We start from the raw sequence: 19,249 nt of genomic DNA on the forward strand, positions 1-19,249 counted from the left end.
AGTTCGCGGGTGTCGCGCGGTAGCCCGGTGCCAGGAATACCCGGGTGCCAGGAATACCCCGGTGCCAGGAATACCTCAGCGCCGGGGATCGCGGTCGAGCAGATCTCCGGCGCCGTCGCGGCGGTGCGTTCGGCTCACAGCCGGTTCAGGACCGAGCGCAGGGCTGCGATGACCCGATCCTGCTCGGTCTCCGACAGGGACGGGTACATGGGCAGCGAGAAGATCTCCCCGGCTAGTTTCTCGGTGACAGGCAGGTCGCCCTCTCTGTAGCCGAGGTGGGCGAACCCGCTCATCGTGTGCACCGGCCACGGGTAGCTGATGTTGAGATGGATATCGAATGCGCGTAGTGCTTCGATGATCGCGTCCCGCTGCGGATGGCGCACCACATAGACGTAGTACACATGGGTGTTGCCCGCATTGGTGCGCGGCAGCCGAAAACCGCCGGGCCGCTCTAGGTCGGAGAGCTGCTCGACGTAGCGTTGGGCGACTGCATTGCGCCCGGCGATGTACTGGTCCAGGCGGGTCAGCTTGCGCCGCAGAATCTCGGCCTGCACTTCGTCGAGACGGGAATTGTGGCCGGGACTGCGCACGACGTAATAAACCTTGTCCATCCCGTAGTAGCGCAACTGCTTGAGATTGCGGTCGATTCGTTCATCGGCGGTGATGACGGCACCACCGTCGCCATAGGCGCCGAGCACCTTGGTCGGGTAGAAGGAGAACGCCGCCGCCGCGGACATTGTGCCGGCGAGTTCGCCGTGTTGGCGGGCACCGTGAGACTGGGCGCAGTCCTCGAATAGCAGCAGGCCGTATTTGTCCGCGAGTGCGCGCAGCGGTGCCATGTCGGCGCATTGACCGTAGAGGTGCACTGGGAGAATAGCTTTGGTCCGTGGTGTGATGGCGGCCTCGACCAAGTCGGGGTCCATGAGGAAATCGTCCTCGCGTACGTCGACGAACACCGGGACCGCGCCGGCGCCGACGATGGCCACGATGGTCGGCGCGGCGGTATTAGAGACGGTGATGACCTCGTCACCGGGTTCGATACCGATTGCCTCCAACCCGAGTTTGATGGCATTGGTCCCGTTGTCGACTCCAGTGCAGTGCGCTAGATCGTGATAAGCGGCGAACTCGCGCTCGAATCCGCTGACACTCTCCCCGAGCACCAGCCGTCCCGATTCGAAAACAGTCTGTACTGCGGCGAGTATGTCGTCTTTCTCTTTGGCGTATTCGGCGAGGTAATCCCATACGTAGGTACTCATATGATGGCTCCTGTCGGGTCAGTGGATCGGAAGGGGAGGGGTGGTCTGTGACGGCGCGGGGGACTCGCGCAGCGGCACCCACCATTGGCGATTCGACCGGTACCAGGCGACGGTCTCGGCCAGGCCGTCGTCGAAAGCGATTGTGGGCGACCATCCGAGCTCTTCGCGGATTCTGTTGTCGTCCACCGAATAACGGCGATCGTGGCCGAGGCGGTCAGCGACGTAGCGGATCATCGACGGCCCGTGGCCGCAGAGTTCCAGGATTCGTTCAGTGAGCCCCAGGTTCGACATCGCCTGTCCGCCGATATTGTAGATCGCTCCGGCCTGCCCACCCTCCAGTACGAGATCGATAGCGCGGCAGTGATCGTCGACGTGTAACCATTCGCGGGTGTTGCCTCCGTCGCCGTAGAGGGGAACGGGGATGCCTTCGAGCAGATTGGTGACGAATCGAGGGATCAATTTCTCCGGGTGTTGATGTGGGCCGTAATTATTCGAACAACGCGTGATCGAGATGTTCAGTCCGTGCGTGCGCGAGTAGGCGCGTGCGATCAGGTCCGAACCCGCCTTGGAGGCCGCGTACGGCGAATTCGGTAGCAGTGGAGAGCTTTCGGTCCACGAGCCGTCGTCGATCGTTCCGTACACTTCGTCGGTGGATACGTGCACGACCTTGCGTACGCGGCGGGTGACAGCGGCCTCCAGCAGGACTTGGGTGCCGAGCACATTCGTGCGCACGAAGGCAGCGCCCGAGCCGACCGATCGGTCGACGTGGGATTCCGCCGCGAAATGGACGACTGCATCGCAGTCGGAGACCAGGGCCTCGACTGTGGGACGATCACAAATGTCGCCGTGCACGAACGTCAGTCGTCTATGGTCGGCGGGCAGATTCGCGCGGTTGCCCGCGTAGGTCAGCGCGTCGAGAACCGTGACCTCGGTGCCTGCGGCCAGTCTGCGGCGGACGTAGTGCGAACCGATGAAACCCGCCGCGCCCGTGACGAGAATTCTCATCGATGACTCCTCGCCGGGTCCGTAGCGAAGCTGTACATGAGCCGACTCCTTTCGTCGTGTCGAGTCACAGGGCGCTCGCGACGTCCATGACGTAGCGGCCGTAGGGTGATGTACCGAGCTGATGTCCGAGCTGGTGGCAGGTTTCCGGATCGATATAGCCCATGCGCAGGGCGATCTCTTCGATGCATGCGATCCGTACGCCCTGGCGTCGTTCCAGGATCTCCACGTACTGGCCCGCCTCGATCAGGCTCTCGTGGGTTCCGGTGTCGAGCCAGACGAAACCGCGGCCGAGCTGGACCAGTTCCGCGCGTCGCTGGGCGATATAGGCGCGGTTGATATCGGTGATCTCCAGTTCTCCGCGTGCCGACGGCTGGAGTTCCTTGGCGATATCGACGACATCGTTGGAATAGACGTAGAGACCGGTTATCGCGAGATTCGACCGTGGATTCTCCGGCTTTTCCTGGATGTCGACGAGTTCATTCGCACCGCTGATCTCAGCGACACCATAGCGTTGGGGGTTGTGCACCGGATATCCGAACAGGACGCATCCGTCGACTTCCTTGATCGCGCGCTGCAGCATCAGGCTGAAACCAGGGCCGTGAAAAATATTATCGCCGAGGATGAGCATGACGGAGTCGTCGCCGATATGGTGTTGTGATATCAGGAATGCGTCGGCCAGGCCACGCGGTTCGGCTTGTTCGGCATAGCTCAAAGACAATCCGATCGCAGAGCCGTCGCCGAGTAGGTGCTGGAATGCGGGCAGGTCGCGCGGCGTGGAAATGATCACGATATCAGTGATGCCCGCCAGCATCAGGACCGACAACGGATAATAGATCATCGGTTTGTCGTAGACGGGTAGTAGTTGTTTGGATACTCCGAGGGTGATCGGATAGAGCCGGGTTCCGTGTCCTCCGGCCAGGATGATGCCTTTCACGATGCCGCTCCTACGGTATTGCTGCGAACGTTCCTATCGGTGGCGAGGTATTGCGGGTATCCGGCATCAGCGGTGATTTCGCCGGGCGACCTCCAGTTCGGCCACTTGTTCGAAAGGATGTGGCATCGAGCGGATCTCTTCGCGGAGTTTTCCTGCCGCGGCCTGGAACGAGTCGTCCTCGATCACTGTCCGGCAGGCCGCGACCGCGCGCTCGATCACCCCTTCGCCGGGGGATATCGAAACCCCTGCGCCCAACGCCTCGATCTGGTTGGTGGTGCGTTCCCATATCTCGGCATCGGGCAGCATGACCTGCGGTGTACCCGCGTCGAGTGCGGTCAGGCTGCTGACGCCGCCCGCGTGGTGCACCACCACATCGCAAGACGGCGCGACGATGTCGAGCGGGATGAAGCCTGCGTGCCCCACCGGTATCAGATGACCGATCTGCGAGGCGACTTGGTCGGGCGCGGCGACGAGGATCTCCACGTCCAGATCCGCCAGCGCCGTAATCAGATTGCGGAGTTTCTGGAAGCTGGTGTCGTAGGTGTCGACCAGCTGTACCCGGCTTCCCATTGTCACGCACACGCGCGGGCGGCCCGACCGTTGCACCATCCACGGTTCGAAGGCCGTTTGGGTATTGGCGGGGACGAAACGAAGGGGGTGGTGGGGCGAGTCGTCGTGGCGGGTCGCCAGCGACGGCAAGGCCACGTCGAGCGTCAAGCATGGAGTCGGCAGTTTCCGCAGGCCCGCGGCGGCTAGTTCGGGTGCGAGTTCGTGCTCGGCGCCGGCAAAGTACGGTGCGATCTCGTACATGTCCCAGGTCTGTCGGACATAAGGCACATCGAGTGCGGCTGCCAGAAGCGGCGCCGCGAACGAGAGGCTCCCGCCGACCACCAAGTCGGGCCGGAAGTGCTCGGTCAGTCCCGTCAGCGCGGACAACATAGTGGCGGCGTATCTGCCGAAGAACCGGCCCGCGTTGAACATCATGCCCGCGTCGCCGTCGGCGGGGGCGACGGGTGTGCCGTCGCGTTCGAGCAGGATGAATTCGGACAGAGGTCGGTCGGTACAGGCGAAGGCAGGCAGTCCGGAGGCGGTGATGGCTGCCACGGTCTGTTGTGAACCGGCCATGACCACTTGGTGGCCCTGGCTTTTCGCAGCGTGGGCCAGCGGTGCCAGCGCGAAGGCCGTCGCGTGACTCGCGTGCGCGGCGAACAATATCTTCATGGTCTTTCCTTGGGTTGTGGGGTGATCAGCGATGTGTGTCCGGCGCGGGTCCGCCTCATCCGGTGTGCGCGGGATCGGAAAGCGCCGTTGTACGAGTAGCGCGGATTTCGTCCCAGAAGGCTTCGACCGATTCCCGCAGTGGGATTTCGGGCCGCCAACCCAGCTCGCGGCGCGCGCGTTCGATATCGACCTTCGTCCAGTTCGATGCGCCTGGATCCGCCGTGCGTGCCCGCTCGACGACGCGTGCCCCTGAACCGCTCGCGGCGATGAGCATGGCGACCAGCTCGCGTACGCTTACCGCCTCACCGCGCCCGATGTCGAAGACAGCGCCGGGCCTGCGCACGCGCGTGGCGGCGGCGACAGCGGCGGCAACATCTCGGACGTCGACGTAATCGCGGTGGGCCACCAGCGCGTCGAGGGTGATCTCGGGCGGCGTGTCCGAGTCTGTCACCGCGAGGTCTGTCACCGCGAGTAGGCGCTGGGCCACGATGCCGAGAAGGCTGACCGCAGGCGTGCCAGGACCTGTGACGTTCGCGATGCGCAGCACGACCGCGTCGACCGTCCCGGTGGCCACCGCGTCCAACACGGCTTCGGTAGCTGCGAGTTTCGCTTCGCCGTAGGCGCTGGTGGGCCGGGCGAGGCTACGATCGGCGCCCGCCTGCTTCCCTTCGCCGATGGGCCCGTACTCCAGGACCGAACCCAGATGCACGAGCCATGGCCGGTGCTCGCAGCCGCCGAGTGCGGCGATGAGCCTGTGCACGGGTTCGGCCGCAGCCGACCACATGTGTTCGTCGGACCGACCCCAGATGCTGCCGATGGTGTTGACTACGACATCCGGTCGATACGAGTCGATGAGTCCGCCGATCGTCTCCGGCGCGGCGGCGCCGAGATCCAGTGTCGTGAACGGGCCTTCCGGCGGCGTGTCGGGGTGGTGGCGAGCGACCTCGCCCGTCTCGAACCCATCGGCCCGCAGCGCCGCACAGATATGTCTGCCGACGAAGCCTGTCGCACCGAGCACGAGGGCCCGCTTGGGTGTCGTAGTCGTCATCGGGTTGCCATCGCTTTCTCCGCGATATCGTCGGCCATGCAACTGAGCAGGCAGCGCGCCGCGACATTGACGTGATTGCCGAAGCGCACGAATCCGGTCAGCTGGGCGACCGTCATCCAGCAGTAGTCGGCGGGCACCTCATGCGGCACGCTGTCGCCGGCATCGATGACGAGATAGCGGTTCTCAGCCTGGTAGAACCGTCCACCTTCCTCTGAGTGCACGACGTCGACCAGGCGGTCGGCAGGCCCGGCCTGCTGGACGATGTCGAGGAACAGCGGTTGGTCTGCACCTGGGTCACCGCGATAGCTGTCGGGGATGCAGGCGACGGTGGGTCCCATCTCGACGACGTCGGCCGTGCCTGCCTCGGTGCGCGCGTGCACCAGGATGTGGAACTGGTCATCGAAATGGCGGCCGAGAAAGGCGATTACCCCCTGGCCGATCGGTCGTAACATGGGCTGTGCCCATTGGGCCACTTCTCGGTTGCTAGCTTGGACGTCGACGCCGATGACCGTGAAGTGCCTGCCGTCGGGCCGGTAGATGAGACCAGGAGAATAGGTCCATTCGGGCAGATGCCGCAGCGATGTCGATCGTCGGGCGAGCCGATGCCGTGCTTTCGCGTCGGTGAACCAGCTCAGCAGTGCGCTAAGGGGATGCCGCGCGGGGCCGGGCGGCTCGGGCACGCCCGCTTCGACCGCGCGGTGACCGCGATCGAGAAACGGCAGACCTGAAAGCACCGTTCGCGAATCCATGTTGATGAGGTTGGGGATGTGGATCAGCTCGGCGAGTTCGTCGAGACTCAGCCAGCAGAAGTTGTCGCGCAGCGGCAACCAATCCGGGACCTCGACGATCATGTTTCGATTGCGTTTACCGAGGAACCACGAGCCCTGCTCGGATTGCAAAGAGTCGAAGACCACGCTGCCGGGCGCGGGCGTCACAAAATGTTCCAGATAGGGGACCGCATTGCCGCGATGCACCCTGGTGTAATTGCTACGGGTCGCCTGCACGGTCGGCGAGAGCTGGATCAGGTTGATATTTCCCGGCTCCATCTTCGCCTGCATCAGGCAGTAATAGGAGTAACCGACTCGTTTGACGACGATGCCGAGTATGCCGATTTCCGGTTGATTGATTATCGGCTGGGACCACGCGGCTCCGTTGTCGGTTTCGACCGCGATGCCTTCTACGGAGAAGAATTTCCCGCTCTTGTGGCGCAGCGTCCCGGTTTCCGTATCGGTTCCCCAACCGTCGAGCGCTTCGAGCGGGGTAACCGCGACCCGGTAATCGCTTTTCCTGTTTTGGTCGGCGAACCATTCGTGGAACGCCGTAAGCGTTTTGAACACTGTAGTCTCCGGTATCTGCACTGACCGTCGGTGCGTGATCCTGGCAGCAGGATTTTCGTCGCCGATTCAGTGCATCGGCGTCTCGTCGCGCGCAGTCCGCAGCGCGCGACCCCACCACAGGATGTGCTCGACCATGGTGTCGGCCGCCGCGTTCGCACCGGCCTCGTCGGTCGGTTGTCCCGTAGTGTCGAACTGGTCCCAGGCATTGTGGAAGCTGACCGTGTCGCGCAGGGCGACCGCGTGCACCTCACCGAGCACCGGACGTAGTTGTTCAACCGCGCGCAGCCCGCCCGCGAGCCCGCCGTAGGACACCAATCCCACTGGCTTGGCCCGCCATTCCTCTCGGCACCAGTCGATCAGATGTTTGAGCGAGGCCGGGAAGCTGCGGTTGTACTCGGGGGTGACCAGAGCGAAGGCATCGGCCCGAGAGAGGCTGGCGGACACCTCACCGAGCGACTCCGCGTCGTGTGCGTCGGGATGCTCGGTGATCCGCGACGGCAGCGGATGTTCAGCGAGGTCGAGATAGTCGACCTCGAGTTGCTCGTTGCGGGCAACGTACTCGGCGAACCACCGCGCGACGGTAGGACCGAAACGTCCGTCGCGCACACTGGCGCAGACGACGATCAGGCGGATCGGCTTGTCTGACATGGTTTTCCTTTTCTGGTCGATGTGCAGCGCCGTGCGAAGTGCGGCGAGCACGCGTCGCTTACTTTTCGACGCGAGAGGGTTCAGCTCGGTTGCGCGCGTTGAGCAGCACGCCTGCTATGGCCGCGGGCACACCCGCAAGGGCGACCACGACTGTGAGCACGACGGCATGCCGGTAACCCACGACCAGAGCAGCGGCGACGGCGGCGGGCACGATCGCCGCAGCCAGTTGGACCGCGGTCTGGTAGAGGCCGATGGCAGTGGCTTTGCGTGCCGGATCGACGGTGGTCGCGGCCTGCGCGTTGAGTGCGGCGAAGCCCGCGGCGAACGCGGCGCCCAGCAGCAGCATTCCGGGCAACACATCGGTGAGGTAACGGCTCGGCGCCGCGGGGGACAGGAAGGTCAGTGCGGAGGCGACCGAACACGCGGTGCCCGTTGCGACCAGTACTGAGGCCGGGAATCGCCGGAGCAGCTGTCCAGCAAGCGGGGCGGCGACCACGAGAGGGATGCTCGCGGGCAGCAGGGCGATTCCTGTCCACAGCGGACCCCATCCCAGGTCGTACTGCAAGCGGATCGTCACGATGAGCAGCAGCGCCAGATTGGTGCCGTTCATAGCTGCCGCGCCGACCATCGAGACCAGCAGCGTCCGGTCGGTGAGTACCGGCGAGCGGTACAGCGCTTCCGAACTTCTGCGTTCGACAGCGACGAGAACGAGCGCCGACAGTGCGGTGAGCACCAGGCATGTCACGGTAGTGCGGTTGTACCACCCGTACTCGGCGCTTGTGGTGATCGCCAGGACGCAGGTAGCTACGCTGAGGGTGAACAGTACTGCGCTCACCGTCCCGAGCGGTTTCGCACCAGCGCGCCCGCGCGCCGCGGGCCCCTCGCGAGGGATGAGTCCGGCGCCCGCGACCAAGACCACGCTCCCGACTACCGCCGGGACCAGGAAGGTCCAACGCCAGTCCGCGTGCGCTAGCCCACCTGCCAGGATCAATCCGACGGAGAATCCGGCGCCACCCGCGAGGGTGTAGACCGATAGTCCGATGTCGCGCGCACGTCCAGGCGGTAGTGCGGTCGAGATGATCGCGAGTCCTAATGGCGCGGTGAGCGCTGCGCACGCGCCCTTGAGGGCGCGTGCGGCCGCGAGCAAGGCCGGATCGTTGGCCGCCGCCCCGAGTAGGGACGCCAGGACGAAGACCAGCAGCGCGGCCAGGTACACCCGACGCATGCCGAGTCGGGCGGCCAGACGACCGCCGAGTAGCAGCGCGCCGGCGAATCCGATGGCGAATCCGGTGATCGCCCAGGACGCTGTAGTCCGGCTGATGCCGAGATCCTCAGCGATCGTCGGCATCGCGACGATCATGATCGAAACTTCGAGTGCATCGATCAGCATGTTCGCGGCCAGGAAAGCCACGAGCCCGTGCCTGCGCGCCGACGTTGTGAGCGGCCCGGCATCTAGTGCGCGTTCTGTGGGTGTGGTGGGCATCGACTCTCCCTCCCGAGGAGTCCGGCGAGATTGCCTCGGGTCGGTCAGCCCAGCAGCGTTCCGCCACTGGCGTCCAGGCACGAACCAGTGATCCAGCGTGCGTCGTCGGAGGCGAGGAAGGCTACCGTGTCGGCGATATCGCTCGGCTCCCCGACCCGGTTGAATGCCGACAGCGCCGCCATCTGCTCGACGGCTTCGGGGATACCGAAGACCGGGTTGTTGTTGCGGGTGATGCCGGGCGCCACACTGTTGACCGTAATCCCGCGTGGCGCAAGGTGTTTGGCCATGTGGAGGGTCAGCTGTTCGATCGCGCCTTTGGTCATGGCGTAGGCGACTTCGGCGGGGTTGGCGACGCGGGTCAGACCCGAGGATATGTTGATGATTCGGGCGTTGTCACTCAGCAGCGCGGCAGCGCGCTGGAGGATGAAGAACGGTGCTTTCGCGTTCACCGCGAACAGCCGGTCGAACTGTTCGGGCGTGGTCTCCTCGGGCGTCGTCCCGCCCATGACGCCCGCGTTGTTCACCACAATGTTCAGCTCCGTCGAGCTGGTGCGCTGTTTGAGCCCTTGCTCGAGTTCGAAGAACAGCTGGTGGATACCGGCTTGCTCGCCGAGGTCGGCGTGGATGGCGAATGCTCGACCGCCGTCCTTCTCGATGGCGGCGACCGTATCGGCGGCCTCGTCCTTACTGGTGCTGTAGTGAACTGCGACAAGTGCTCCATCTGCGGCGAGGCGAGTAGCGATCGCTCGCCCGATATTACGGCCTGCGCCGGTGACGAGTGCGGTCTTTCCGGTGAGTCGGTTCATTGCATACTCCGATCGAGATGTGTTCGTAATGGTGTGTTCTCGTGATATGTCTGTGCTCGGGGTCGACCCGTTCGTGGCAGGTGCCCGCTCCGGCCCGAACCAGTGTGCGAGCAGCTGCGGTGCGGGCAAATCCTCGGCCTCGTCCGCTGCCCACGCGGCATAGCCGTCGGGCCGGATAAGTTGGCGTAGCGGATATTTGGCGGGTCGCTCGGTGTCGCGGGCGACAACGACCCGGTCGCGGTAGCCGAGCAATGCTCTGTTGAGTCGCTCGTGTGCGCGATCGTCCGCAGAACGGTCGAGTAGTACGCCCAGACCCGCGCGCAGCGCCGTGCGCGCGTCCGCACTCGTGATCGACTGCGGGTCCACTCTGGCGGCGGAGGTCACTGTCGGTGGATGCTCTGAATCCAGAGCCGCGTAGTCGATATCGACACCGCTGATCGCTGCGGCGAGCGTGTGCCTGACCTCCTGCTGTTGCAGCAGAACGGTGAACACCTCGCGTAGCGGCTCGATCCGCGGTCCTTCCAGCAACAGGGTGGTCTGTGCCTCGATATCGGCGAGCACCTTCGCCCCGGCTGCGTGCCGTTCGCGGTGGTAGCTGTCGAGCAAGGGCTCGCCGCCATGTCCGCGCAGATATGCGGCGAGTTTCCAGCCGAGGTTGAACGCGTCCTGGATACCGAGGTTCATCGCCTGCCCACCGACCGGCATCTGCTGATGAGCCGCGTCGCCAGCCAACAGCACTCGCCCGGACCGGTAGCTCTCGGCCTGTCGCGAGACGTTGTCGAAACTGTCGACCCAGATCGGCGTCGCCGCGGCGATATCCTCGCCGGTGACTCGCCGCCACACCGCGCAGATTTCGGCGAACCCTGGTTCGGCGCCTGTGGCCGCGGGACGGGCGCCGAACTCGTGCACCATCACTCGAGTGACCTCACCGCGTCGGGCCGCGACAGCCAACCCGCCTGGCAGCCGTTGGAACCGTCGGCCGGGTATATCGACGCCAGTGATGTCCATCCGGTGCATCTGCTTATCGGCTGCCCGCCCGCGCAACGGGATGCCGGCCAGCTGCCGCACCGCACTATGTTCCCCATCACAGCCGACGACGGCATCGGCCTCGACCGTGCACGGACCCTCTGGTGTGGATACCGTGGCGAGCACGCCGGAGTCGTGCTGTGACAGCCCGCGCAACTCATGAGCGTCGAGTATCCGCGCACCCAGTCCCCTGGCCCACTCGCGGAGGATCGCGACAGTCTCGGTCTGGGGTGACTTCCACTGTCCGGGATACGGACCCGGCTCGTTCAGCGGCAGGGGGATGCCCCCGAAATGCCCTGTCGGCTCGTTCGGCAGGTCGCCGAAACGGCTCAACAGCCCGCGCAGCTCGAATATCTCCATCGTCCGGGCGTGCAGAGTCGAGGCGCGTGACTCCTCGGAGGGCTCGGCGAGGCGCTCCAGCACGAGCACATCGATCCCCGCGAGACAAAGTTCCCCCGCCAGGACAAGCCCGACTGGGCCTGCTCCGACGACGGCGACCTGGGTGCGCAGCAATCTGGACATCGTCAGTGGACGCGTTCTGCGTGCTCTTTGGCGTGGTTCAGGGTCGCTCGACTGTTGGTGCTCAGTGCGGTGCGCACGTAGTCACGTGCCTGCGCGATATCGGCGTCGGCGCCGAGCACCGTCTTGATGTTCTCCTCGCGCAGTACCACGGTGTGCTGGGAGGTCGCGATCGTCTGCGATCCGTTCTGGTCGAAGGTCCACCGGCCGGTGTGCACGCTCATCAGCGCGGGCAGTGTGGTCTGTTTGTATGCGATGCGCTGGTGTGGCTGACACACTCGGAAAGATTTGGTGGTGTGCGTCGAGCCATCCTTGGCAAAGGTATCCATCTCCAGGGTTTGCAGGCCCGGTGTCGGCTCGTGCAGCCGAACAGTGGACACATGCGGCAGTCGCTGGTCCCACAGCTGGGCGTCGTTGATGAAATCGAAAGCATCCCGCGCTGAACCGTCGATGTGTATGGTGTCTTGGAATTCGAGGAGCAGGCCGTTTGCGCCGGTGGACAGCTCCGCGTTGTGCTTGAGTGCGGCGAGTTCGGCGTTGGAGTTCCGGTCGACCGCCTCGGCGATCCAGTCGAGTCCGTCCGGATCGTCGTCGACGGCGCGGTAATCGTGTAGAAGCCGCACGTGCGAGCTGTCGGTCGAGATCGGCTCGACTATCCAGGTGCCGCCCATGGATGCCACCGGCGGAGTGGATACCTGCTGGCGGAAGGTGATGCGGCGAGTGGCCGGGTCCAAGCTGCGGCGCGAGGTCCAGGACTTGGCGTCGCCATTGGCCGTGGCCCAGATGTGGAGCGTTTGTTCGCGACCGGTGTCTTCGATCAGGTCGACGAAAATCGTCGGCGGGAAGAGCCGGGGCCAGTTCGCGACATCGGCGATGAGTCCGTAGACGACGTCGGCGGAGGCCGCGATGTCGATGCCGTGCTCGACTTCCTGTGAAGGCTGTATGGGCATTGGGAGTCCTTTCGGGTATTGGGATCAGAAGTTGCCCAAGCCGCCGCAGACGTTGATGGCCTGCGCGGTGATCGAGGCGGCGGAGTCGGTGACCAGGTAGTTCACCAGGCCAGCTACCTCCTCAGGCGTCGAGTAGCGACCGAGCGGGATCTTGGCGGTGAACTTCTCGAGGATGGCGTCTTCCGAGGTCTCGTAGGCAGCCGCGTAGCCCTGCCGGACGCGTTGTGCCATCGGCGTTTCGACGTAGCCAGGACAGACCGCGTTGACGGTGATTCCGGTGGCGGCGAGCTCGTTGCCGAGCGCCTTGGTGAATCCGACAACACCGTGCTTGGAGGCCGAGTAAGGCGCACCGAGCACCACACCTTGCTTGCCTGCGGTCGAGGCGATATTGATGATCCGGCCCCGGCTCTTGGCGCGCATTCCACCCGCGCCGAGTACCTCGCGGGTCAGCCGGAAGACGCTGTTGAGGTTGGTGTTCATGACGTCGTCCCACAATTCGTCACTGATGTCACCGGTGACGCCACCTCCGCTGCGGCCCGCGTTGTTGACCAGCACGTCGACCGTGCCGTACCGGTCGCGCGCGGCCGCGACGAAGTCGCGGATGTCCGCACCCGATCGGACGTCGGTCGCAGTGCCGTCCACGTCGAGGCCCTCGTCGACGAGCTGTTTCACCGTGGTGGCGACGTTTTCGGCCGACCGTGCGCCGATGAACACCCGGTGTCCATTTCTCGCCAACGTGCGCGCGATCGCCAGGCCGATCCCGCTGGTGGCTCCGGAGACGAGCGCCAGCGGGGCCTCGGCGTATCCGTTGGTCTCGACCGTTGCGTGCGCGCCGCCGGCTGGGGCCGTGGCGTCGGCGCCCAGCTTGGCATTGACCGCATCGATCAGCGTGCGTGGGGTCTTGACATCCATGAGAGCGGACTCATCGAGGGAGATGCCGAATTCCCGCTCGATCCGGCTGCCGGTCTCGAGCAGAGCGAGGGATTCGTAGCCGAGGAGTTCGAAGTCGGTATCGAGGATATCGCCGTTCAGGTCCACGTTCTCGTCCGCGCCCGCGGCCGCGAGCAGGATTCGCTTCAGGTCCTCGATAGTGAAGGTATTCGGGTTACTCATGTGCTATTCCTTTCGAACATGTTGGTAGCAAACATGTTTGGCTGCTATCGCCTAGACGGCTCGGACGACGACGGCCGAGTTGAAGCCATGGTGTCCGCGCGCGACGACCAGCGCGGTCCGCACGCGGGTCGGGCGTGGGGCGCCGACGACCAAATCGATGCCGAGGCCGGGATCGAGCTCAGTATTGACAGTCGGGGGGATGAGTTCTGCCTGAATCGACAGCAGTGCGGTCGCCACGTCGAGTGCGCCCGCACCGGAGTACAGCCGTCCGGTCATGGTCTTGGGCGCGGTCACCGGAACAGACCGGGTGCCGAACACCGCGCGCAGCGCCATCGCTTCGGCGTGGTCGAGATCCGGATCGGCCGCAGCGTCGGCGAAGACGACATCGATGTCATCGACGGTGGAATCCGCGTCGGCCAAGGCGATCTCGATGGCTCGGATCAATCCGGTCTCTCGTCCGCCGTGGTTCTTGGCGTCGAAAGTCGATCCGTGGCCGGCGATCTCGCCGTAGATATGCGCACCGCGTTCTCGGGCCCGTGCGGCGTCCTCGGTGATGAGAATGGCGCCGCCTTCGCCGGGCACGTGTCCGCGCGCCCGTTTGTCGAAGGGCACATATGCCCTCCTCGGGTCGTTCTCGGTGCTCAACGCGCCGCTGGCGAGCAGGGCGACCCAACCCCACGGGCAGATCGTGGCATCGACGCCGCCGGTCACGACCAGTCCGGTGCCTTTGCGAATCTGCCTGCGTGCCTGGGCGAGTGCGTCCAGGCCGCCTGCCTGGTCGCTCACCACGACACCGCTAGGCCCGCGCATGCCATTGCGAATCGAGATCTGTCCAGTGTTCACCGCATAGAACCACGCGAAGGACTGGTAGGCGCTGACATGATGGCTTCCCTGGCTCCAGAGCTTGCGTAATTCGTTCTGCCCGAACTCGAAACCTCCAGAGGAACTCGCGGTCACCACGCCCATGTCGTAGTCGTCGAGCTCCTCGATCTTCACTTCGGCGTCGACGAGTGCCCAGTCGGTGGCGACCAGCGCCAGGCGGGTCATCCGGTCGGTCTGGGGCAGCAGCCGACTCGGCAGGTGCTCGGCGGCCTCGAATCCGGAAACTTCGCCGGCGAGGCGGGAAGGATATCGGGTGGGGTCGAAATGAGAGACAGTGCTGATCCCACTGTGGCCTGAGCACGTGGACTCCCAGAAACTGTTGGTGCCGAGACCGTTCGGGGCCGCGACACCGATGCCTGTCACCACTGCCGACGCAGTCATGCCACTCTCCTCTCGGGATTGCGCAGCACCATCGCAGTCTGGAATCCGCCAAAACCGCTGCCGACGGTGAGCACGGTCTCGGTAGGCCATTCCCGCGCGGTCAACGGGACGTAGTCGAGATCGCATTCGGGGTCAGAGGTATGCAGATTGGCGGTCGGCGGTACGACGTTGTGCTTCATCGCCAGCACCGACGCCGCGATCTCGATCGAGCCGATGGCCCCGAGTGAATGCCCGACCATGGACTTGATCGAACTCACCGGGATCCGGTAGGCGTGTTCGCCCAGGCTCTTCTTAAAGGCCGCGGTCTCGTGCCGGTCGTTCTGTCTCGTCCCCGAGCCGTGCGCGTTGATGTAGTCGATTTCGATCGGATCGGTCTGAGCCTCAGTCAGCGCGATGCTGATCGCCTCAGCCATCTCCGCGCCGTCCTGACGCAGGCCCGTCATATGGAAGGCATTACAGCGTGAGGCGAAACCACCTACCTCGGCGTATATTTCGGCGCCCCGACGCCGCGCCGCCTCCAGTTCCTCCAGCACCAATATCGCAGCGCCTTCGCCCAGTACGAAGCCGTTGCGGGTGCCGTCGAAGGGGCGTGAGGCGTGTTCGGGGTCGTCATTGCGCGGGGTTGTCGCCTTGATCGCGTCGAAACAGGCCATGGTGATGGGGGATATCGGTGCGTCGCAGGCGCCCGCGATCATCACATCGGCCGAGCCTTCGCGGATCAAATCCACTGCGTAGCCGACCGAATCCAAGCCGGAGGTGCAGCCGGTCGAGACAACCGCGGTCGGGCCCTGTGCGTCGGTCGCCCATGCGACCTCGGCCGCGAAGGAACTGGGGACGAGATAGTTGTACAGATGCGGCACCGCGTACTCGTGCTCGACGAGTTCGACCCGGCCCGAATCGCTGACTACCTGGTATTCCTGTTCCAAGCCCATAGTCGCGCCCACTGCGGTGCCCACCGAGACGCCGACGCGGAACGGGTCGGCCGCAGCGAGTTCGATGCCGCTGTCGGCCACAGCTTCGCGAGTAGCGGCGACTACTAGCTGGGAGGCACGATCCATCCGGCGGATCTCGCGTGGGCTCAGCCCGTGGGCGAGCGGATCGAAATCGATCTCGGCGGCGATGCGTGAGCGGAACTGCGAGGCGTCGAAGAACGAGATCGACCGTGTCGCGGTACGACCGGAGCTGATGAGCTGCCAGAAGCCGTCGGCGCCTACCCCGCCTGGGGCGATGACACCGACTCCGGTGATGACGATGCGGCGTCGGCTCATCGGCCCTCAACTTCCCAGTGGTAGAAGCGGGTCGCCATCGCATCGGCCGGTGACCGCCATGTCGCGGGGTCGTAGGCTTGGATGAACGGCTTCAATTCGTCGCTGATCGCTATGAAGCGCGGATCGTCCTTGGCCCGTTCGATCGACTCTCCGCCGTGGTCGGCGTCGAAATCCTGGAGGTGGAAATACAAACCGCGGTAATGGAACAGCTGGCGCCGTCGCGTACCCATCAGATGGGGCACATCGCTGCGATCGAAGGCGGCGAAAATTCCGGCGACGTCGACATCGGAGGCGGGATCCATTCGCGCCACGATGAGGGTGCTGTGCATAGGTGAGCTCCTAATGTTGTGCGAGAAGTTCGGTCGCGGGCGTGGGAATGCGCTCGACGCGCGCGCGGTTCTTCCGCGATGGTCCGAACCAGCGTTCGAGTGACATCGGAAGATCGGCGTACGCGCCGGGCGCGGCCCAGGCGATGTAGCCATCTGGACGGGCGAGCACCGCGGCCGTGTCCTGCGGCCACGAATCGGGCCGTCGCGTGATGCGCGCGGTGACGATGTCGATGCGGTCGTCCCAGCCCGCCGCGACGGCGCGCAAACGTGGGTTGTCCTCGAAGTCGAACAGCACGCCACGGGCCGGATGCAGCGCGCGTGTCGTCGACGAGGGCGCCGATCGTCCCGTCAAGCCCAGGTCGGGCAGACGGTAGCCGAGCAGCGGATGTGATCCGCCTCCGACTTCGTAGTTGATCTCCAGCCCGCTGACCATCCCGGCCAGATGGCGCGCGACCTGTTCGTAGCCGATCAGCTCGGCGACCAGATCGCGCATCGGCTGCATCTCGGAACCGGTGAGGAACAGCAGACCCTGCGCCTGGGTGTTCATCAGCAGCCGTCGGCCCACCGGGTGACGTTCGTCGTGGTAGGTCGACAGCAGTGCTTCCGGTGCCCGTCCGGTCACGACCGCGCCGAGCTTCCAGCCCAGGTTGACCGAATCCTGGATGCTGGTGTTCATGCCTTGTCCGCCTGCGGGCAAGTGGATATGGGCGGAATCCCCGGCGAGGAAAACCCGTCCGCGCCGATACTCGGTGACCTGCCGGGTGGCATTGCCGAACGAGCTGATCCACACAGGTTCACCGTGGGATATGTCGGATCCGGTGATCCGCTGCCACGCGCCCGCGACTTCCTCGTAGGGCGGTGCGGACTCGCGCCGCTGTGGGGGTGCGCCGCGTTCGCAGACGATCAAACGGGTGATGCCGCCCGGCAGATGGCCGACCATCACCATTCCGTTGGGCAGGGTCTCGCCGATCATGCGCGGCGGCAGGTCGAGACCTTTGACGTCGGCGAGGAACATCTCCATCGTGGACGCAGTGCCGGGAAAGTCGAATCCAGCCGCTTTTCGCACCGTGCTCCGGCCACCGTCGCAACCGATTAGATACGGTGCCGACAACTGGACGACCCCTTGCGGGGCAGCGACATTGACCTCCACATGGGTGCCGGCGTCGGTGACCGCGAGTAGGTCGTGATCGCGGCGCAGATCGACGCCGAGGCGCACCGCCCACTGCTCCAGGACGGATTCGGTCTTCGATTGCGGGATCGTTTTCACCGCGCGGTCGCCGCCGTCGATCACGCTGAAATCCACCGGGAGGCCACCGAAATGCCCTTGGGCGCTGGTCTCGACGGTGCCGAAGAAGGGCAACAGCCCCCGCTGATCGAATACTTCCATGGTGCGGGCGGTGAACCCGAGCCCGCGCGACTCGCCCGTGCGCTGCGTGAGCCGCTCGAGCAGGATGACGTTCGCGCCTGCCAATCGAAGTTCGGCCGCCAGCATCAATCCGGCAGGCCCCGCTCCGGCGATTATCACATCAGCATCCATAAAACCTCCTCGGTCGGCTGCTTCGCGTATGCGATCGATCCGGCCGGATCGAATTGCGCACCACGGTTCCCCGGAGTGCGTCGGAAATCGAGCAACACCAATGCGTGCTGTTTTTCGAACGGCCGGTTTCATTTGTTCTCGGACGGTATTCTTGTGCTATAGCACGCGAATACCACACAATTTCTCGCTCACGGAAACAGAATTGCTCGTCGGTGTTACCGCGACAGCGAAGTTCTTGTCGATATCGGGATAAGTGCTATTCGGCAGGCCTTGTCGATCGCGTAAGCCTTGTCGGCGGGGCGGGTGTGCGGCGCGTCGTGGTCGGAGCAGGCGATACCGCTGTCCCGGCACACACGCGATGCGGACCACGATCGGCGATGAGCGATTCGGAAGGCACTCGCTGTGCTCCTCTCGGATGCCCGCGCCGTTCAGGACAGCGGTGCGATCGGTACCCGGCCGAGAGTCCGCGCGGCGGCGCGCAGTTCGTCGTCCGTGGTGGTGGGCAGGGTGGGCAGTTCGGGCGTGATCTTGCGGCAGAGTTTGCTCAGCACCCGTCCCGGCCCGACCTCGACCACGTGCTCGGCTCCCGAGTCCGCGATCTCGGTGACGGTGTCGGTCCAGCGCACGCGACCGGTCAACTGCCTGCGCAGCACCTCCCGTGCGTACTCGGCGTCGGGCACCCGACCCGCCGTGACACTGGAGACCACGGGGAGCTGGGGCGGCCGTACGTCGACTTCGGCGACGGCTTCGCAGAACTCGTCTTCGATATCGCGCATCAGACTGCAGTGGAATGGTGCCCCCACGGGCAGTGGCACCGCGCGCACCGCGCCCTGTTCGAGTGCGCGCTGCATGGCCCGCGTCACCGCTTCGGCGTGGCCGGATATGACCACCTGGTCGGGAGCGTTGTCGTTGGCGACCTCGACCACTCGGTCGGTCGTGCCTGCGACCTCGGCACACAGGGTTTCGACGGTGCGCACATCGAGTCCGACCACTGCGGCCATCGCGCCCGCCTCACGTTCGGCGACACCAGCCATGAGCCTGCCGCGCAGGTGGACCAGCGCCAGCGCATCGGTCCAGTCCAGGACCCCCGCGCACACCAGCGCCGCGAACTCTCCGAGGCTGTGGCCTGCTGCGATCGAAGGCTCGACGCCGTGTTCGCGCAATGCCCGCATCGTGATCACGCTCATCAGGAAGATCGCCGGCTGGGTGACCGCGGTGTCGCGCAGCGTTTCGGCGTCGGCCTCACAACACAGCCGTGACAGCGGAAATCCGACGATATTGTCGGACGTTCGAAAATATTCTGTTGTGAACTGATACGAACTCGCCAACTCGGCGCCCATGCCCGCGCGTTGCGAACCCTGTCCGGGAAAAACGAAAGCCGTCGAAGTCATAGCTGTCTTTCATTATCGATGCAATCGAACTCATTGCGTCGAATTTTTGTCTCGTTCTTATGTTCGGTGGGTACGAGATGAATTTTTGTATGCGGCTCCGGTTCGGTCAATAACG

Annotated in this window: 16 protein-coding genes; all 16 read right to left on the reverse strand. The window is 64.7% G+C overall.

Annotation, left to right across the window (positions count from 1 at the left end):
* Positions 1 to 134: 134 nt before the first annotated feature.
* The gene (locus ACX4ZE_RS03345; protein WP_480271778.1) at positions 135 to 1,256 is read right to left on the reverse strand and encodes a DegT/DnrJ/EryC1/StrS family aminotransferase; all 1,122 of its coding nucleotides are present in this window, start codon (positions 1,254 to 1,256) and stop codon (positions 135 to 137) included.
* Positions 1,257 to 1,274: 18 nt separating this feature from the next.
* Positions 1,275 to 2,261 carry a dTDP-glucose 4,6-dehydratase gene (gene rfbB, locus ACX4ZE_RS03350; RefSeq protein ID WP_480271779.1) on the reverse strand — a complete coding sequence of 329 codons (987 nt, stop codon included), beginning with the start codon at positions 2,259 to 2,261 and terminating at the stop codon, positions 1,275 to 1,277.
* Positions 2,262 to 2,325: 64 nt separating this feature from the next.
* Positions 2,326 to 3,195 (reverse strand): glucose-1-phosphate thymidylyltransferase RfbA, encoded by an 870-nt coding sequence (gene rfbA / locus ACX4ZE_RS03355; RefSeq protein WP_480271780.1) that lies wholly within the window; start codon positions 3,193 to 3,195, stop codon positions 2,326 to 2,328.
* Between the two features lie 66 nt (positions 3,196 to 3,261).
* On the reverse strand, positions 3,262 to 4,416 hold the full coding sequence (locus ACX4ZE_RS03360) for a glycosyltransferase (RefSeq protein ID WP_480271781.1): 1,155 nt from the start codon (positions 4,414 to 4,416) through the stop codon (positions 3,262 to 3,264).
* A 55-nt stretch (positions 4,417 to 4,471) separates the two neighbouring features.
* Positions 4,472 to 5,464, reverse strand: a complete 993-nt coding sequence (locus ACX4ZE_RS03365) for an NAD-dependent epimerase/dehydratase family protein (RefSeq protein ID WP_480271782.1) — start codon at positions 5,462 to 5,464, stop codon at positions 4,472 to 4,474.
* On the reverse strand, positions 5,461 to 6,801 hold the full coding sequence (locus ACX4ZE_RS03370; protein WP_480271783.1) for an NDP-hexose 2,3-dehydratase family protein: 1,341 nt from the start codon (positions 6,799 to 6,801) through the stop codon (positions 5,461 to 5,463). The genes ACX4ZE_RS03365 and ACX4ZE_RS03370 overlap by 4 nt, the downstream gene beginning before the upstream one ends.
* Before the next feature lie 66 nt (positions 6,802 to 6,867).
* Positions 6,868 to 7,449 carry an NADPH-dependent FMN reductase gene (locus ACX4ZE_RS03375; RefSeq protein ID WP_480271784.1) on the reverse strand — a complete coding sequence of 194 codons (582 nt, stop codon included), beginning with the start codon at positions 7,447 to 7,449 and terminating at the stop codon, positions 6,868 to 6,870.
* Positions 7,450 to 7,507: 58 nt separating this feature from the next.
* The gene (locus ACX4ZE_RS03380) at positions 7,508 to 8,932 is read right to left on the reverse strand and encodes an MFS transporter (RefSeq protein WP_480271785.1); all 1,425 of its coding nucleotides are present in this window, start codon (positions 8,930 to 8,932) and stop codon (positions 7,508 to 7,510) included.
* 44 nt (positions 8,933 to 8,976) lie between these two features.
* Positions 8,977 to 11,286: an SDR family oxidoreductase gene (locus ACX4ZE_RS03385; RefSeq protein ID WP_480271786.1), complete on the reverse strand. Its 2,310-nt coding sequence runs from the start codon at positions 11,284 to 11,286 to the stop codon at positions 8,977 to 8,979.
* Between the two features lie 2 nt (positions 11,287 to 11,288).
* The gene (locus tag ACX4ZE_RS03390) at positions 11,289 to 12,233 is read right to left on the reverse strand and encodes an aromatase/cyclase (protein ID WP_480271787.1); all 945 of its coding nucleotides are present in this window, start codon (positions 12,231 to 12,233) and stop codon (positions 11,289 to 11,291) included.
* A gap of 24 nt (positions 12,234 to 12,257) precedes the next feature.
* Positions 12,258 to 13,346: an SDR family NAD(P)-dependent oxidoreductase gene (locus tag ACX4ZE_RS03395; RefSeq protein ID WP_480271788.1), complete on the reverse strand. Its 1,089-nt coding sequence runs from the start codon at positions 13,344 to 13,346 to the stop codon at positions 12,258 to 12,260.
* A gap of 51 nt (positions 13,347 to 13,397) precedes the next feature.
* Positions 13,398 to 14,609, reverse strand: coding sequence for a ketosynthase chain-length factor (locus ACX4ZE_RS03400; RefSeq protein ID WP_480271789.1), 1,212 nt, complete (start codon positions 14,607 to 14,609; stop codon positions 13,398 to 13,400).
* Complete coding sequence (locus ACX4ZE_RS03405) at positions 14,606 to 15,877, reverse strand: beta-ketoacyl-[acyl-carrier-protein] synthase family protein (RefSeq protein ID WP_480271790.1); 1,272 nt, start codon at positions 15,875 to 15,877, stop codon at positions 14,606 to 14,608. Before ACX4ZE_RS03405 ends, ACX4ZE_RS03400 begins: the two co-directional genes overlap by 4 nt.
* Positions 15,874 to 16,206, reverse strand: a complete 333-nt coding sequence (locus ACX4ZE_RS03410) for a TcmI family type II polyketide cyclase (RefSeq protein ID WP_480271791.1) — start codon at positions 16,204 to 16,206, stop codon at positions 15,874 to 15,876. The genes ACX4ZE_RS03405 and ACX4ZE_RS03410 overlap by 4 nt, the downstream gene beginning before the upstream one ends.
* Before the next feature lie 10 nt (positions 16,207 to 16,216).
* Positions 16,217 to 17,743, reverse strand: coding sequence for an FAD-dependent monooxygenase (locus ACX4ZE_RS03415; RefSeq protein WP_480271792.1), 1,527 nt, complete (start codon positions 17,741 to 17,743; stop codon positions 16,217 to 16,219).
* 428 nt (positions 17,744 to 18,171) lie between these two features.
* Positions 18,172 to 19,134 carry an ACP S-malonyltransferase gene (fabD, locus tag ACX4ZE_RS03420; protein ID WP_480271793.1) on the reverse strand — a complete coding sequence of 321 codons (963 nt, stop codon included), beginning with the start codon at positions 19,132 to 19,134 and terminating at the stop codon, positions 18,172 to 18,174.
* Positions 19,135 to 19,249 lie beyond the last annotated feature (115 nt).

This window comes from Nocardia sp. TBRC8007 (genome assembly GCF_056629435.1).

Bases quoted from the DNA above. Each gene is read 5' to 3' on its own strand.
- ACX4ZE_RS03345 (WP_480271778.1), bottom strand. From the start codon at position 1,256: ATGAGTACCTACGTATGGGATTACCTCGCCGAATACGCCAAAGAGAAA.
- rfbB (WP_480271779.1), bottom strand. From the start codon at position 2,261: ATGAGAATTCTCGTCACGGGCGCGGCGGGTTTCATCGGTTCGCACTAC.
- ACX4ZE_RS03360 (WP_480271781.1), bottom strand. From the start codon at position 4,416: ATGAAGATATTGTTCGCCGCGCACGCGAGTCACGCGACGGCCTTCGCG.
- ACX4ZE_RS03365 (WP_480271782.1), bottom strand. From the start codon at position 5,464: ATGACGACTACGACACCCAAGCGGGCCCTCGTGCTCGGTGCGACAGGC.
- ACX4ZE_RS03375 (WP_480271784.1), bottom strand. From the start codon at position 7,449: ATGTCAGACAAGCCGATCCGCCTGATCGTCGTCTGCGCCAGTGTGCGC.
- ACX4ZE_RS03380 (WP_480271785.1), bottom strand. From the start codon at position 8,932: ATGCCCACCACACCCACAGAACGCGCACTAGATGCCGGGCCGCTCACA.
- ACX4ZE_RS03385 (WP_480271786.1), bottom strand. From the start codon at position 11,286: ATGTCCAGATTGCTGCGCACCCAGGTCGCCGTCGTCGGAGCAGGCCCA.
- ACX4ZE_RS03390 (WP_480271787.1), bottom strand. From the start codon at position 12,233: ATGCCCATACAGCCTTCACAGGAAGTCGAGCACGGCATCGACATCGCG.
- ACX4ZE_RS03395 (WP_480271788.1), bottom strand. From the start codon at position 13,346: ATGAGTAACCCGAATACCTTCACTATCGAGGACCTGAAGCGAATCCTG.
- ACX4ZE_RS03400 (WP_480271789.1), bottom strand. From the start codon at position 14,609: ATGACTGCGTCGGCAGTGGTGACAGGCATCGGTGTCGCGGCCCCGAAC.
- ACX4ZE_RS03405 (WP_480271790.1), bottom strand. From the start codon at position 15,877: ATGAGCCGACGCCGCATCGTCATCACCGGAGTCGGTGTCATCGCCCCA.
- ACX4ZE_RS03410 (WP_480271791.1), bottom strand. From the start codon at position 16,206: ATGCACAGCACCCTCATCGTGGCGCGAATGGATCCCGCCTCCGATGTC.
- ACX4ZE_RS03415 (WP_480271792.1), bottom strand. From the start codon at position 17,743: ATGGATGCTGATGTGATAATCGCCGGAGCGGGGCCTGCCGGATTGATG.
- fabD (WP_480271793.1), bottom strand. From the start codon at position 19,134: ATGACTTCGACGGCTTTCGTTTTTCCCGGACAGGGTTCGCAACGCGCG.